This window comes from Anaerococcus vaginimassiliensis (assembly GCF_900626155.1).
Classification (GTDB): domain Bacteria; phylum Bacillota; class Clostridia; order Tissierellales; family Peptoniphilaceae; genus Anaerococcus; species Anaerococcus vaginimassiliensis.
In genome coordinates, this window is the sequence record NZ_LR130844.1 from 1,260,855 (window position 1) to 1,275,322 (window position 14,468).

Here is a 14,468-nt window from a genome sequence, read left to right on the forward strand (position 1 = left end):
TTTACTTGTTTAATTTTTTAATTTGATTTTTAATCAATCTAGCTCCTGCGTTAGCTAAGTTATTTAAATCATTTATTCGGACGAAATCTTTATAGAAAAGATAGGCGGCGTTTTCTGGATTGTCTTTGTGGATAAGAGCTGCTATTTTTATGTTTTTCTTTCTTAATTGATTTATTTCTTCTTTGTAATCTGTAAGGGCAGTTTGTCCCTTGTATGGTTTATTTAAAGAAAATCCTTCTGTTATCAGTGGCTTGATATCACTGGGACTTGCATCTGTTAATATTAAAAGAAGTTCGTTTTTAGCCTTTTTTTCTGTAATTGAGGAGATTGCTCTCATTGCTAACCCGTCTCTGTTAAATCCAATTGTTTTATAAGAAAATATTCTGTTGACGTCTGTTCTTTCATCAAAAGCTTTTAGAAAGGTAAGAGCTGTGTAATCGTTAACGGTAGAATAGCTTATAATTCTATGATTTATATTATTTTTACTAAGTGCCATGGAGAGGATATAGGCTTCACTTGCTACGATTTCTTGTTTGTAAAGAAGGGAGTTAGATCCATCTAAAAGGATCGTTACTCTAAATGCATCTTTATTATCATAAGTTTTTTTAGAAAAAATTTTTGGATTATTTCCTACTTTTGCTTTCCATGCAAGAGAACCCACGAGCATTCCTTCTTTTGCAGTATAAGTGTCAGAGTCATTTATAGAATTTAGTGATAGTTTTATATTTTTGGCAAGTCTATTAATTATTCTCTTATTTTTATTTTCATTTTCTTTGTAGTAGGTATAATTTCTTTCTCTTGCTTTTTGATTTAGACTATTTATAATATCATAAGAATTGGTAGTTTCACCTTTGGTAAAGTATACATGTGATTTCTTGTGCTTATCAACAGCGCACATTTCGTTTATTAGTAGTTCTTTTTCTAAGCTAAATAGCGGCATACCAAAAGTCCTAATTATTTCTTCTCTCTTTGAATTTCTTCGCCTAGCTACAAATTTTTCTATGAAGTTATTGGTTGACGCATTTTTATTTTTAAAAATATCTGCTCTATTAGATCTTTCTAGTTGGTAGACACCTTTTATATTAAATAGAGAAAAGCTAATATTTAATGGACTAATATATTTCTTTTTTTCTGAGAAATTAAGATATTTTTTAAATAGATATAGAATTTCACAAGATAAATTCATAGGATTTGTAGAAGAATCTAAGGAAAAATTATTATATATCTGGTTTTCTTTTTCTGATAATTTATATTTTATTCCAAGGATATCTGAACATTTTTTCATTATTAGACTGTAATATAAGTTTTCCTTAAGGGCTAGGTTTCTTCTTCTAAGGTCATTTTTATCCGCTAGGAATTCTCTTGCATAATCGTATCTTAAGGTTTTAATATGAGGCCTATTCTGATATTCTCTTTTGTAGCAGATATCTTCCAATAAATATATTGCAAAAAGGTCAAACCTATCCCTATTCTTATTATTTTCCCGAAGACTAAATAGCTTATCTATGGTGTCTTTACCAAAATATTTTATGGATAGACCTATAATTAGATTAGTATAAAAATCAGGATTGCCACTTAGATCGAATCCAACAAGAGGAGGTTTAAAATTATATAACTTTGCTCCGTTGTATATTTGGTTATATATTCTATTTTCTTCATTAAAAGACCTATTGTTCAAACATATCTCCGTAATATATTTTTTCTTTAAATCTGGATTTGATAACATCTGTAATTAAAGCCTGTTCGAAACTATCAAACACTTTGTTTACAAGACACATTTTAAGAGCCTCATTATATTCGAGTCCATTCTTGGCGAGGTCTATAGAATCAAATATTCCTCTAAGATCAATCGCATTTTCAGATATTTCATTATTATCTGCTTTTAATTTGATATCGTAGAATAATTTAATAATCTGGCTTAGCATATCTTCTTTTAAATCAGGATAGTTTTCTTTTAGCAATAGTTTGAGATTTTCTTCTTCAATTGTAGGCATATCAATTATTACAAATCTAGATAGGAGAGCTTCGTTTAGCTCTCGTGTTCCTTCGTAGTTATAATTCATTGTTGCTATAAATCTAGTTGCAGGATGAATTTCAATCAAATCATATGCTGGTATATCAATTATTCTCCTGTAGTCTAAGACGGAATGTAGAGTCGCCATAGCTTCATTTCTAGCCATATTTATTTCATCCAAAACGAGAAATCCTCCAGCCTCACAAGCTTTAGTTACGGGACCTTTCCTAAAGATAACTTCACCATCTTTTAAAGTATCAGTTCCTATGAGGATTGATGTGTCGATATTTACATGAAAAGAAACATTCCACATTGGCCTATGAAATATAGCTGATAAATTCTCAGCTAATACATTCTTCCCAGTAGATTTAGCTCCCACTAAGAGTATATTTTTACCTGATAAAATAGCTGTAATTGCTTTGTGAATAACTGAGTCTCCGCGGTAAGTATACTTTGGATGTGCAATTCTGTTTTTGTATTCGGGTTTTGTAGTATAATTATTTATAAATTGTCTTATTTTATTATCATTATCTAGCATTTTATTTCTCTATTGGTATTTCATTTGCAACAAAAAGTTTCTTAAAACTACCTAGTCCAAAGGCAGATATGGTAATCTCTTGATCGTCTTTTATATACATGGAAATAGTTGGGTTATAAAAGATGTCTATATTTTTAATATTTGTTTTTAAATATCTACTTATATCATCATCTTTGAAACTAACATCGAAATCTACAGTGCCTATACCACAACAAGCTGCCTTTTGGTCAAGGTCAGGATTTATATATATCTTATCGAGTTTCTTTTTATCTAGAAAATCTATAGCTTTTTTGTCTAAGATAAATTTCATTTTTCCTCCTAATAAAAAAGGGGATGGCAAATGCCACCCACCTTTATATCTTTTAGTCTAATTTAATGGCTTCAATTCTTCTTCTATTTTTCTTAGATACTTTTACAACGTAAACTGCATAAGCTATTGCTAAAATACCTGCTATTGGATAAGCTATTTTGAAATCTTGACCAAAACCAAGACCTTTAACATTGATTATAAATGAGAATACTATGAAAGTATAGAATATTCCAGGAATCAATGTGATTAGGTAGTTTTTGTTGTTATAGATTAAATAGCTTGTAGCTACAGCTAGAGCGAATATTGCTACGAATTGGTTAGTAAATCCGAAGTATCTCCACAAGATGTTGAATCCTTTTGGATTTGACTTAGCAAAGTAAAGAATTGCTGCTGCTGGAACAAATAGACAAGCTGCAAGACCTGCTCTCTTAGCTGGAACTTTTTGGTCTATATTTAATTCTTCTGCAATTATAAGTCTAAGTGATCTAAAAGCAGTATCTCCTGATGTGATTGGTAGAGCGATAACACCGATGATTGCGATAAGACCACCAATATTACCCATAAAGTATCTAGAGATTTCTCCAACCATCAATGTACCTGGAGTGTCAAGTGCAGCAGTTCCTGTTGAGAATATAACCATAGCACCTGCAGCCCAAACCATAGCGATAATACCTTCAGCTATCATTGTAGAGTAGAATGTTCCTCTAGCTTCTCTTTCTGTCTTTACGGTTCTAGATACTAGTGTAACTTGAGATCCGTGGAAACCAGAAAGGATACCACAAGCAACTGTAATAAAGAATGATGGGATAAACTTTTGTCCTAGTGGGTGCTCTGCAAGTAAACCTTGTCCTTCAAATGAAAGATTTGCATTTCCTTTAAATATAATTCCTATGAATACTCCAATCGCAGATATGATTAGGAAGGCACCAAATATTGGATAGATTCTTCCGATTAGTTTATCAATTGGTAGTACAGTTGATAGGATATAATAAGCGAAAATTACAGCATAGATAATCCAAATCACATTTGAGTTAGGATCAGCGCCCATTACGTCGTTTGCAATTAAATCTCCAGGAGTATAGACAAATACAACACCTGTTAATAGAAGTAGGATAGCAATTACTATATTGTAAAACTTCCTAGCTCCTTCACCTATGTATTTACCAACAAGTTTTGGAACTTGGCTACCACCATTTCTCATAGAAATGAAACCTGTACAAAAATCGTGAACTGCACCAGCAAACACACAACCGATTGGAATTGCAATAAATGCAATAGGTCCAAATAAAATACCTTGGATAGGTCCTAAGATTGGGCCAGTACCAGCGATATTTAGTAGGTTTATTAGCCAGTTTTTCTTTTCACTCATAGCTACAAAGTCAACACCGTCAGCTTTTCTAACAGCTGGAGTTTCGCGGTCATCTGGTTCAAGTTGTTTTTCAACATACTTAGAATAACCAATACCACCGACAATTAGTATAATAATACCGATAATAAATAATGTCATGATTACCTCCTTTTATTATCTTAATTTAATTATAAATGTTTTAATGAATAATTACAAGACAATAACGATTTCATATTTGTAATATCTATATTTAGCAAGCTAAATTTATATTAGCATAAAAAATTAAATGTAAATCTTAAATATTGAATATCAGCTATTATAAAGTATAATGAATGTAGCAAAAGAGTGGGGGTTGGTTTCCACTCTTTTAATATGTTATGAGGTGAAGGAAGGTAGTATGGATTTAACAAATAGACTTAGGGAAATCTTTGAATCTGATATTAGTGAATTGGGATATGAACTAGTTGATATTGAATATAAGGGCAGTAAAGGAAATAAAATTCTTACATTTTTTATATTCAATGAAGAGGGTATCACAATTGACGATTGCGAGAAGGTGAGTGCTTTTTTAGATACTAGATTAGATGAACTTGATCTTATTAAAGATTCATATTATCTTGAAGTATCTAGCCAAGATTTGTCAAGACCACTTAAAACTGATAGAGATATCGAAAGAAACATCAACGAAGTATTGAAGGTTAAAATGAAAGATGGAGAAGTTTTTCTTGGCAAGGTTAGCGATATAAATGAAGATACTTATGAGTTTGATTTAGAAGATGGAACTTCTAGACAAGTAAATAAGAGCGATGTAAAGCAAATAAACATAGAGATTGTTTTCTAAGGAGTATGTATGAACAATGATTTTATGCTAGCTTTAGATGAGCTATGCAAAGAAAAAGGGCTGGATAAGGCAACAATTTTAGACGCCTTGAAAAAAGCTCTTATAAAAAGCTATCAAAAAAATTATGACAATCAAGAAAATGTCGATGTAATAATTGATGAAGAGAGTGGAAAAATAGAAGTATTTGCCCTAAAAAATGTTGTAGAAGAAGTTGAAGATTCTATTAGTGAAATATCTATAAAAGATGCTAAGAAAATCAATCAAACATATGATTTAGGTGATGTAGCAAGAATAGAGCTTACTCCAAAGAATTTCGGTAGAGTGGCAGCTCAAACTGCAAGGAATATTGTCATCCAAAAAATTAGAGATGCCCAAAGAGATTCTTTGTATGGCGAATACATTGAAAGATCAAATGAAATGATTACAGGTCTAATCCAAAGGGCTGATAATTATAATTTGTATGTTAATTTAGATAAAATAGAAGGCGTAGTTCCACTAAAGGAGCAAGTTCCAACAGAAAATTATGCACCAAATGAAAGAATGAAATTCTTAATTAAAGAAGTTAGAAATTCTTCAAAAGATCCACAAATAATCTTATCTAGATCTAGTCAAGATTTAATTACAAGATTGTTCGAGCTAGAAGTTCCAGAAATCACAGAAGGAGTTATTGAGATTTATTCAATAGCTAGAGAAGCTGGTTCTAGAACTAAGATGGCAGTATTTTCAAATGATGAAACAATAGATGCTGTCGGTGCTTGCATTGGATTTAAGGGTGCTCGTGTAAATTCTATAGTTGAAGAACTTCAAGGAGAAAAGATCGATATAATAAACTTTGATAAAGATATCAAGGTGTTTATATCAAATGCATTATCTCCTGCAGATATAATTGATGTAATTGTAAATGAAAAAAATAAACAATCACTAGTAGTAGTTTCATCAGACCAACTTTCCCTTGCAATTGGTAAGGAAGGACAAAACGCAAGACTTGCAGCAAGACTTACTGGTTGGAAGATAGATATCAAGAGCAAGGAAGAATTTGATACTTTAAGTCAAGATGATATAGATGAAATATTAGGATTAAACGAAGTTGAAGATCCTGATATAGAAGAATCAGAAGAAGACGAAGAAATCCTTGATATAATAGATGAAGAAAGTGAAGGAACTAGCGAAAGTTCCAACATAGTAGATGATGAAGAATCTTTAGAAGAAGATGAGACTTTGGAAGAAGAATCTGAAGAAGACTATATAGAAAAAATAGACAGTGAAGATGATATTCATGAGGATTAATTAAATGAAAAAAGCTAGAAAAATCCCACAAAGAAAATGTGTCGTTTGTGGTAAGCTTAAGGATAAAAATGACCTTCTAAGAATTGTAAACAACAAAGAAGAAGGGATTTTAATTGATGAATCAGGAAAGAAAAATGGACGCGGAGCATATATTTGTAAGAGCAAAGAGTGTCTTGAAAATGCAAAGAAAACTAATAAGCTAAACCGAGTTTTTAAACAAAAAGTTTCAGATGAACTTTACGAGGAGTTAGAAGCTTATGAAGTAAATTGAGGAGATTTATATGGCAGATAAAATTAGAGTATATGAATTAGCAAAAGAAAACAACATGGCAGCTAAAGAGATGGTTAAACTATTAAATGATGAGTTTGGCTTAAATATAAAATCTCATATGTCAATGGTTGGCGGTTCTGATCTTGATATAATAAACGAATATTTTGACGAGCTTAAAGGTGGAAAAGAAGATAAGAAACCTAATAAAAACAAGTCAAATAAAAAGGAAAATAAAAACCACAAGAAGAATATGGCTAAGGCTATAGAAGAGGAAGATTTCGAAGAGTTTGAACAAAAACCTAAGAAAAAGAAAAGAAAGAAAAAATCTAAAAATAAGAAAACTTCCAAAGTGAGCAAAAAACAAGCTGACGAGAAAAAAGATGATGGAATTATTGAGATTCCTGAAACTGTAAACGTAAAAACTTTTGCTGATAGAATTGGCGAAAATCCAAATTCAGTTATAGGAAAACTAATCGGTCTTGGAGTTATGGCAGGATTAAATGATCAAATTGACTTCGAGCAAGCCCAATTAGTTGCCCTTGACTTTGGCAAGGAGATAAGCCTAGAACAAGAGTATGATGCCATTGAAGAACAACAAGTAGAACTAGACTATGAGGATAAGGAAGAAGATCTTGTAAAAAGACCTCCTGTTGTTTCAGTAATGGGACACGTTGACCACGGTAAAACATCTATCTTAGATAGTATTAGATCAACAAGAGTAACTAGTGGAGAAGCGGGCGGAATAACCCAACATATAGGTGCATCTGTAGTTGACCTTGATGGAAGAAAAATATCATTCCTAGATACTCCAGGTCACGAGGCCTTTACAGAAATGAGAATGAGAGGAGCTCAATCTACAGATATTGCTATCCTTGTAGTAGCTGCAGATGATGGTGTAATGCCACAAACAGTTGAGGCAATTAACCACGCCAAGGCTGCTGATATTCCAATAGTTGTAGCAATCAATAAAATAGATAAAGAAGTAGCTGATCCAAATAGAGTAAAACAAGAACTGATGGAACATGGTCTTGTATCTGAAGAGTGGGGTGGAGATACAATAATGGTTCCAGTATCTGCTCATACAGGTGAAGGAATCGAGGAACTCCTTGAAATGGTACTTCTAGTTGCTGAAATGAGAGAGCTAAAGGCAAATCCAAATAGAAATGCAGTGGGAATTATAGTTGAAGCTCAACTAGACAAAGCAAGAGGGGCAGTTGCAACTGTTCTTGTCCAAAAGGGAACCTTACATGCAGGTGATTATGTTGTAACAGGTTCATCTTCAGGAAGAATTAGAGCTATGTTTAACTCACTAGGAGAAGCAATAGAAGAAGCGACTCCATCTATGCCAGCCCAAATTTTAGGTTTATCCGATGTGGCAGAGGCAGGAGATATGATTTATGCAGTTGAGGATGAAAAACTTGCTCGTGAATTTGCTCAAAGAGCAGCAGAATTTAAACGTGAAGAACACCTTAAAGCAAAGGCAAATACTAACCTTGAAGATATGTACTCTGATATTGCAGAAGGTGAGCTAAAAGAGCTAAATATCATAGTAAAAACTGACGTTAAGGGAACAGTTGATGCTGTAAGTCAATCTTTAGTTAAACTTTCAAACGAAGAAGTTTTAGTTTCTGTTATAGCTGGAGCTGTAGGAGGAATTACAGAATCAGATGTACTTCTAGCTCAAGCATCTAATGCGGTTATCATTGGATTTAACGTAAGACCAACTCAAGGTGCGCTAGAAAGAGCTAAGGATAATAACATCGAAATTAGAACATATTCTGTAATATATGAAGCTATCGAAGATGTAGAAAAAGCTATTAAAGGTATGCTTGATCCTGAATTTAAGGAAGTTGTCCTAGGACGTGCTGAGGTTCGTGATACCTTCAAGGTACCAGGAGCAGGTACTGTAGCAGGAGTTATGGTAACTAATGGTTCTGTTCCTAGAAGGGCAAAAATCAGACTACTTCGTGACAATATAGTAATATTTGATGGAGATATTGCATCTATGAAGAGATTTAAAGATGATGCCAAAGAGCTTGCCCAAGGTTATGAAGGCGGAATCGGTCTAAATAGATTTAATGATATCAAAGTAGGCGATGTAATGGAAGCTTACGAAATGGTTGAAAAGGAAAGAGATTAATGAATAAAAGAAGAACAGAAAGAATTTCTTCTGAAGTAAAAAAAGAATTGTCCAAAATTCTTAGAGATGACCTAAACGATCCAAGATTAAGCATGGAGGCTATGGTATCTATAACAGATGTTGAGGTTACAAATGATTTGTCATATGCTGATTGCTATGTCAGTGTTCTTGGAGATAGCCACAACAAAGAAGATGTATTAGAAGCTTTGGAACAAGCCAAAGGTTACATCAAAATTCTAATTGGCGAGAGAATGAGACTTAGGTCAATGCCAGAATTTAGGTTTAAGCTTGATGAATCCATAGAACGTGGTGCTTACATGGATAAACTTATAGAAGAAACAATTGCAAAGGATAAAAAAGCCAATGAAGATAGAAAGAATCAGTAAAGAAAAATTAGATAAATTCAAAGAACTTGTTGATAATGCAGAAACAATAGCTATTGCAAGTCACATAAACCCAGATGGAGACAATCTGGGTTCTACCCTTGCTCTTAGAAAAAGTTTGGAGCTTTATGGTAAGGATGTAGAAGTTCTAGCAAATGACACAATTGATGATTATTTACAATTTTTACCAGAAAAGGAAAACTATAAGGCACCTTCTAGAGATTCCTATGACTTGTTTATGATCTTAGATTGTTCAGAATTTGATAGGATTACTGATAAACTAACACCTATAGCTAAAGCATCTAAGAATACTTTGGTTATAGATCACCATGTTGGCGGTGGAATAGATACTGACCTAAATCTAATCTATGATACTGCACCTGCAACATGTGAGTTGGTTTTTGAAATTATAGATAGGTTAAATCTTCCAATAGATAAAGATATAGCTACCTTGATATATACAGGTCTATGTACTGATACAGGTAGGTTCCTTTATGCAAATGTTAGTGAATACACCTTTAATGCTGCAGGAAAACTATTAACATTAGGAGCAGATAGCGAATATATCTATAGAAATCTTTACCAATCAAAACCAATAAAGGTTATGAAATTCCAAACAGAAGTTATTGCTAATGCTGAGTTTTTTGACAAAAAAGCATACTCTGTCATATCAAAAGAACTTGTAGAAAAACACGGAGTTCAAATGGGTGATAGTGAAACAGTTGTAGGTATGCTAAGAGACCTAGATGAAGTAAATGTATCCATGATATTAAAAGAATACGATAATGGAGAATACAAGGTATCACTTAGAAGTAAAGACTGTGATGTAGCCAAAGTTGCAAGAGAAAATGGTGGCGGTGGCCACATAAAGGCAAGTGGATTTTCAATATTTGATGATTCATTAGAATCTGCAAGTGCCAAGGCTCTAACTATATTAAAGGAAATAGATGCATAGCGGTATCTTAAATATAAACAAGAAAAAAGGTATATCTTCTGCTAAGTGCGTTTCGCTTGTAAGAAAAGCCTTAAATCAAAAAAAAGTTGGACACACGGGAACTCTTGATCTTGAAGCATCAGGAGTTCTTCCTATAGTTGTAGGAAAAGCTACTAGAGTCTCTGACTATATGATGGGCAAGGATAAAACTTACGAGACGCTAATAGAATTCGGCAAGAAAACAGATACCTTGGATGCATCTGGAGAAGTTATAGATAAGAGTGATAAGCAAATAACAAGAAGTGATTTAGAAGAAGTCCTTAAAAATTATGAGGGTGAGATTACTCAAATACCACCTATGTATTCAGCCCTTAAAGTAAATGGCAAAAAACTTTACGACCTAGCAAGGGAAGGTATAGAGATAGAAAGAAAAAAACGAAAGGTAACTATATATGATATAGAACTTCTTGATTTTAACTTTCCCTATGCAAAATTAAAGGTAACCTGTTCCAAAGGTACTTACATCAGAACCTTGGTTGACGATATAGGAGAAGAATTAGAAACATTTGCCTATGTTAAAGACTTGTGCCGAGTTAGGGTGGGAGATTTTAGAATAGAAGATTCTATCGACTCAGACGATATTTTAGAAATGGATAAAGAAACTCTTATTAAAAGCCTTAACAATTTGGATATGGCGCTAGATAATTTTCCTAGATATGATCTTGACAAGAAATATTTTTCTAATGCAATAAATGGAATGACAATAAGAATAGAAGATAAGCTTGAAGAAAAGGTGAGAGTTTACCTCGGTGATGAATTTATAGGACTTGGCAAAAGTTTTATAAAAGGGGATGAATATTTTCTAAAAATGGAGAAAGTATTTTATGATAGAAAAGATTAAAATATATGACCTAAATATAGACTTGCCTGACCTTGAGAGAAAGGCGGTTTCTCTAGGAAACTTTGATGGTGTACATTTAGGTCATCAAAAATTAATGAAAAACAACTTAGAAATAAGCAAAAAATATAATCTAGAGCCTGCGGTTTTGTTGTTTAAGGAAAATACAAAACTTAGACTAAAACAAGAAAAAGAATACATGACAAGCCTAGAGGATAAGATTGAAATATTGGCATCTATGGGAATTGAGACTTTTTGCTTGATAGATTTTGATGAAAAGTTTATGAATCTGTCACCTAGAGAATTTATATCAGAAATAATTAATAAAAAGCTCAATGCATCTTATGTGATTTGCGGCAAAGATTATAGATTTGGTAAAAAAGCTTCAGGCGATATAGAAACTTTGGATAAATTTGAAGAACGATATGATTATAAGACATCTGTTGTTGACTTCGAAAAGGAAGATCATGACAATAAGATATCTTCAAACCATATAAGAGACATAATTAGAGAAGGAAATATCAAAAAAGCAAATAGGCTCCTTGGCAGAAATTATAAAATAAAAGGAAGAGTCGTTGATGGAATGAAAAGAGGTAGAACCCTAAATTTCCCAACAGCAAACCTTGATTTAAGCTTTAATTACGTTTTGCCGGTAGATGGAGTGTATCTTACTAAGGTAAATGTTGATAATGAATTCTACTATGGATTGACCAATATTGGGACAAATCCAACTTTTGAAAATGCAGATAGAAAGATCGAGACATATATTTTAGATTTTGATAAAAATATATATGGCAAGGATATAAGTATAGAGTTTATTGACTTCTTTAGATATGATATCAAGTTTGATTCAAAAGAAGCCTTGATAGATCAAATGAATTCTGATAAAGCTAAGGCACGATTATATTTAGAAAACATAGATAAATAGATATATTTAATTTTACAAAATAATTTTATCTAGTATAATATTTTACGGTACCTTTACTAAGTGATTGAAACCTCGACTTTTACTTGGTATTGGCAAATACAATAAACGGAGGAAATTATGTTAAACACAGAAGAAAAACAAGCAATAATCAAAGAATATCAACTAGAAGAAGGAGATACAGGTTCTCCTGAAGTACAAATTGCAATCCTTTCAAAAAGAATTGCTGACTTAACAGAACACTTAAAATCAAACAAAAAAGATCACTCTTCAAGAAGAGGTCTTTACAAAATGATTAGACGTAGAAAAGGTATGTTAAACTACCTAAGAGACAACGATATCGAAAGATACAGAGCAATCGTTGAAAAACTAGGTTTAAGAGGTTAATTTTTATGGCGGGGATTTACCCGCCTTATTTTATATAGGAGTAAAGATGGTAAAAACTTATAAATACACATCAAAATTAGGAAAAGACTTTGAAGTTACCATTGGAAAGTTCGCTGAACAAGCTAATGGTGAATGTTACATAAGAAGTGGAGATACTTCAATGCTTGTAACAGCAGTAGCTAGCGAAAAGCCTAGAGAAGGAATTGACTTTTTCCCACTAATTTGTGATTTTCAAGAAAAACTTTATGCAGTTGGAAAAATCCCAGGTGGATTCTTAAGAAGAGAAGGAAAATCAAGTGATGAAGCTACTCTTATTTCTCGTCAAATGGATAGACCTCTAAGACCACTTTTCCCAGAAAATTATTATAACGATGTACAAATCATAGCAACAGTGTTATCTATGGATGAAGATAACCTTCCTGATCCACTTACAACAATAGGAGCATCTATTGCACTAGGTATATCAGACATACCTTTTGATGGTCCAGTTGGAGCTTGTATGGTAGGCAAGGTTGATGATAAATTTATAATAAATCCTAACAAGGAAGAAAGAGAAAAATCCACTCTAGAGCTAACTGTTGCAGGTAAAAAAGGTGCAATCAACATGGTTGAAGCTGGTGCCAATGAGCTTAGTGAAAGTGATATGCTAGAAGCTATGCTACTTGCTCTAGAAGAAATTGGACACATTTCTGATTTTATCCAAACTATAATTGATGATATTGGAAAAGAAAAAGCTGAAGTTAGCGAAATTGAAGAAACAGAGCTAGATAGATTAATATCAAAAGATTTTGAACAAGATATTAAAGATTCTATAAGAACTACAGATAAAACTGAAAGAGAAGATAATATCTTTAGGATAGAAGAAGAAGCAAAAGCTAAATACCTAGAGGAATACCCAGAATCAGAAGATGAAATTCATAGAAGAATAGATAATATTATGAAAAAAGAAGTTCGTCGTATGATTTCTATAGACAAGATCAGACCAGATGGACGTGATCTAACAGAAATAAGACCTTTATCAGCAGAGGCTGGACTTCTACCAAGAGTACATGGATCTGGATTGTTTAAAAGAGGACAAACTCAAGTTTTATCAGTAGTGACATTGGGTTCTCCTGCTGATGTTCAAATAATAGATGGACTAAATCGTGAAGAAATAACAAAAAGATACATGCACCAATATAACTTCCCACCATTTTGTGTAGGAGATGTTAGACCACTAAGAGGACCAGGACGTCGTGAAATCGGTCATGGTCGTTTGGCAGAAAGAGCTCTAGTTCCAGTTCTTCCAGATGAAAGTGAATTCCCATATACAATCAGAGTTGTATCTGAAGTTCTATCATCAAACGGATCAAGCTCACAAGCATCTATCTGTGGATCTACTCTATCTTTAATGGATGCAGGTGTTCCAATCAAAAAGCCAGTTGCAGGTATAGCTATGGGGCTTATCAAAGAAGATGATTCTATATCAATTCTTACAGATATCCAAGGCTTAGAAGACCACCTAGGAGATATGGACTTTAAGGTAGCAGGTACTCGTGACGGTATTACAGCCCTTCAAATGGATATGAAGATTTCTGGTATAACTAGAGAAGTATTAGAAAAATCTCTAGCTGATGCTCACAATGCTAGGATGAGAATTCTTGATGTGATTGAAACAGCAATCAAATCACCTAGAGCAGATATTTCCGACTATGCTCCAAGATTATATACAATAGATATTGATCCTGAAAAGGTTCGTGACGTTATCGGTTCTGGTGGAAAAACAATCAACAAAATAATTGATGCGACAGGTGTAAAGATAGAAACTGAAGATGATGGACATATAACTGTTGCTTCAGATAATGGTGAAAGTGGCAAGAAGGCAATCGAGATGATAAAGGCGATTGTTACAGATCCAAAACCTGGTGATATCTACACTGGAAAAGTCGTAAGAATCATGAACTTTGGTGCATTCGTAGAAATTGCAATCGGTAAAGAAGGACTCTTGCACATATCACAAATCGACCATCACAGAGTTGAAAAGGTTGAAGATGTACTCAGTGTTGGAGATGAAGTAAAAGTTAAGGTAACTGAAATTGATAGACAAGGTAGGATAAACCTATCTCGCAAGGCTCTTTTGGAAAAACCTGAAGCTTGGCCAGTAGACGAATCACCTTACAAGAAGAATAAAGATAAGTAAGATACAAATACGA

General features: G+C 33.1%; 14 protein-coding genes. 10 read left to right on the top strand and 4 right to left on the bottom strand.

Going from position 1 to position 14,468, the window contains the following annotated elements; all coding sequences use genetic code 11:
- Nucleotide 1: 1 nt before the first annotated feature.
- The 4 genes from E0D87_RS06170 to E0D87_RS06185 are packed head-to-tail and all read right to left on the bottom strand — an operon-like array spanning nucleotide 2 to nucleotide 4,369.
- Nucleotides 2-1,678, bottom strand: a complete 1,677-nt coding sequence (locus E0D87_RS06170) for a vWA domain-containing protein (protein WP_130819762.1) — start codon at nucleotides 1,676-1,678, stop codon at nucleotides 2-4.
- Entirely contained in the window at nucleotides 1,668-2,552 is an 885-nt protein-coding gene (locus E0D87_RS06175; RefSeq protein WP_130819763.1) for an AAA family ATPase, read from the bottom strand. The genes E0D87_RS06170 and E0D87_RS06175 overlap by 11 nt, the downstream gene beginning before the upstream one ends.
- 1 nt (nucleotide 2,553) lies before the next feature.
- Nucleotides 2,554-2,862, bottom strand: coding sequence for a hypothetical protein (locus E0D87_RS06180; protein WP_130819764.1), 309 nt, complete (start codon nucleotides 2,860-2,862; stop codon nucleotides 2,554-2,556).
- 52 nt (nucleotides 2,863-2,914) lie between these two features.
- Nucleotides 2,915-4,369: a carbon starvation CstA family protein gene (locus tag E0D87_RS06185; RefSeq protein WP_130819765.1), complete on the bottom strand. Its 1,455-nt coding sequence runs from the start codon at nucleotides 4,367-4,369 to the stop codon at nucleotides 2,915-2,917.
- A 238-nt stretch (nucleotides 4,370-4,607) separates the two neighbouring features.
- Here E0D87_RS06185 and E0D87_RS06190 point away from each other — a divergent pair, with 238 nt between their 5' ends.
- From E0D87_RS06190 to pnp, 10 genes are all read left to right on the top strand, one after another.
- On the top strand, nucleotides 4,608-5,051 hold the full coding sequence (locus E0D87_RS06190; protein WP_130819766.1) for a ribosome maturation factor RimP: 444 nt from the start codon (nucleotides 4,608-4,610) through the stop codon (nucleotides 5,049-5,051).
- A gap of 9 nt (nucleotides 5,052-5,060) precedes the next feature.
- Nucleotides 5,061-6,338 carry a transcription termination factor NusA gene (gene nusA / locus E0D87_RS06195; RefSeq protein WP_130819767.1) on the top strand — a complete coding sequence of 426 codons (1,278 nt, stop codon included), beginning with the start codon at nucleotides 5,061-5,063 and terminating at the stop codon, nucleotides 6,336-6,338.
- 4 nt (nucleotides 6,339-6,342) lie between these two features.
- Nucleotides 6,343-6,609: an RNase P modulator RnpM gene (rnpM, locus tag E0D87_RS06200; protein ID WP_004834489.1), complete on the top strand. Its 267-nt coding sequence runs from the start codon at nucleotides 6,343-6,345 to the stop codon at nucleotides 6,607-6,609.
- Nucleotides 6,610-6,619: 10 nt separating this feature from the next.
- A complete protein-coding gene (infB, locus tag E0D87_RS06205; RefSeq protein ID WP_130819768.1) occupies nucleotides 6,620-8,749 on the top strand; it encodes a translation initiation factor IF-2 in 2,130 nt (709 codons plus the stop codon).
- Nucleotides 8,749-9,135: a 30S ribosome-binding factor RbfA gene (gene rbfA / locus E0D87_RS06210; protein ID WP_130819769.1), complete on the top strand. Its 387-nt coding sequence runs from the start codon at nucleotides 8,749-8,751 to the stop codon at nucleotides 9,133-9,135. Before infB ends, rbfA begins: the two co-directional genes overlap by 1 nt.
- On the top strand, nucleotides 9,113-10,087 hold the full coding sequence (locus E0D87_RS06215; protein ID WP_130819770.1) for a DHH family phosphoesterase: 975 nt from the start codon (nucleotides 9,113-9,115) through the stop codon (nucleotides 10,085-10,087). The genes rbfA and E0D87_RS06215 overlap by 23 nt, the downstream gene beginning before the upstream one ends.
- Nucleotides 10,080-10,967: a tRNA pseudouridine(55) synthase TruB gene (gene truB, locus E0D87_RS06220; protein ID WP_130819771.1), complete on the top strand. Its 888-nt coding sequence runs from the start codon at nucleotides 10,080-10,082 to the stop codon at nucleotides 10,965-10,967. The genes E0D87_RS06215 and truB overlap by 8 nt, the downstream gene beginning before the upstream one ends.
- On the top strand, nucleotides 10,951-11,892 hold the full coding sequence (locus E0D87_RS06225) for a bifunctional riboflavin kinase/FAD synthetase (protein ID WP_130819772.1): 942 nt from the start codon (nucleotides 10,951-10,953) through the stop codon (nucleotides 11,890-11,892). Before truB ends, E0D87_RS06225 begins: the two co-directional genes overlap by 17 nt.
- 117 nt (nucleotides 11,893-12,009) lie before the next feature.
- Nucleotides 12,010-12,276 (top strand): 30S ribosomal protein S15, encoded by a 267-nt coding sequence (gene rpsO / locus E0D87_RS06230; protein WP_004834226.1) that lies wholly within the window; start codon nucleotides 12,010-12,012, stop codon nucleotides 12,274-12,276.
- 46 nt (nucleotides 12,277-12,322) lie between these two features.
- Nucleotides 12,323-14,455 (top strand): polyribonucleotide nucleotidyltransferase, encoded by a 2,133-nt coding sequence (pnp, locus tag E0D87_RS06235; protein WP_130819773.1) that lies wholly within the window; start codon nucleotides 12,323-12,325, stop codon nucleotides 14,453-14,455.
- Nucleotides 14,456-14,468 lie beyond the last annotated feature (13 nt).

Coding starts and splice junctions, on each gene's coding strand:
- E0D87_RS06175 (WP_130819763.1), bottom strand. CDS start 2,552: ATGCTAGATAATGATAATAAAATAAGACAATTTATAAATAATTATACT.
- E0D87_RS06180 (WP_130819764.1), bottom strand. CDS start 2,862: ATGAAATTTATCTTAGACAAAAAAGCTATAGATTTTCTAGATAAAAAG.
- E0D87_RS06185 (WP_130819765.1), bottom strand. CDS start 4,369: ATGACATTATTTATTATCGGTATTATTATACTAATTGTCGGTGGTATT.
- E0D87_RS06190 (WP_130819766.1), top strand. CDS start 4,608: ATGGATTTAACAAATAGACTTAGGGAAATCTTTGAATCTGATATTAGT.
- nusA (WP_130819767.1), top strand. CDS start 5,061: ATGAACAATGATTTTATGCTAGCTTTAGATGAGCTATGCAAAGAAAAA.
- rnpM (WP_004834489.1), top strand. CDS start 6,343: ATGAAAAAAGCTAGAAAAATCCCACAAAGAAAATGTGTCGTTTGTGGT.
- infB (WP_130819768.1), top strand. CDS start 6,620: ATGGCAGATAAAATTAGAGTATATGAATTAGCAAAAGAAAACAACATG.
- rbfA (WP_130819769.1), top strand. CDS start 8,749: ATGAATAAAAGAAGAACAGAAAGAATTTCTTCTGAAGTAAAAAAAGAA.
- E0D87_RS06215 (WP_130819770.1), top strand. CDS start 9,113: ATGAAGATAGAAAGAATCAGTAAAGAAAAATTAGATAAATTCAAAGAA.
- truB (WP_130819771.1), top strand. CDS start 10,080: ATGCATAGCGGTATCTTAAATATAAACAAGAAAAAAGGTATATCTTCT.
- E0D87_RS06225 (WP_130819772.1), top strand. CDS start 10,951: ATGATAGAAAAGATTAAAATATATGACCTAAATATAGACTTGCCTGAC.
- rpsO (WP_004834226.1), top strand. CDS start 12,010: ATGTTAAACACAGAAGAAAAACAAGCAATAATCAAAGAATATCAACTA.
- pnp (WP_130819773.1), top strand. CDS start 12,323: ATGGTAAAAACTTATAAATACACATCAAAATTAGGAAAAGACTTTGAA.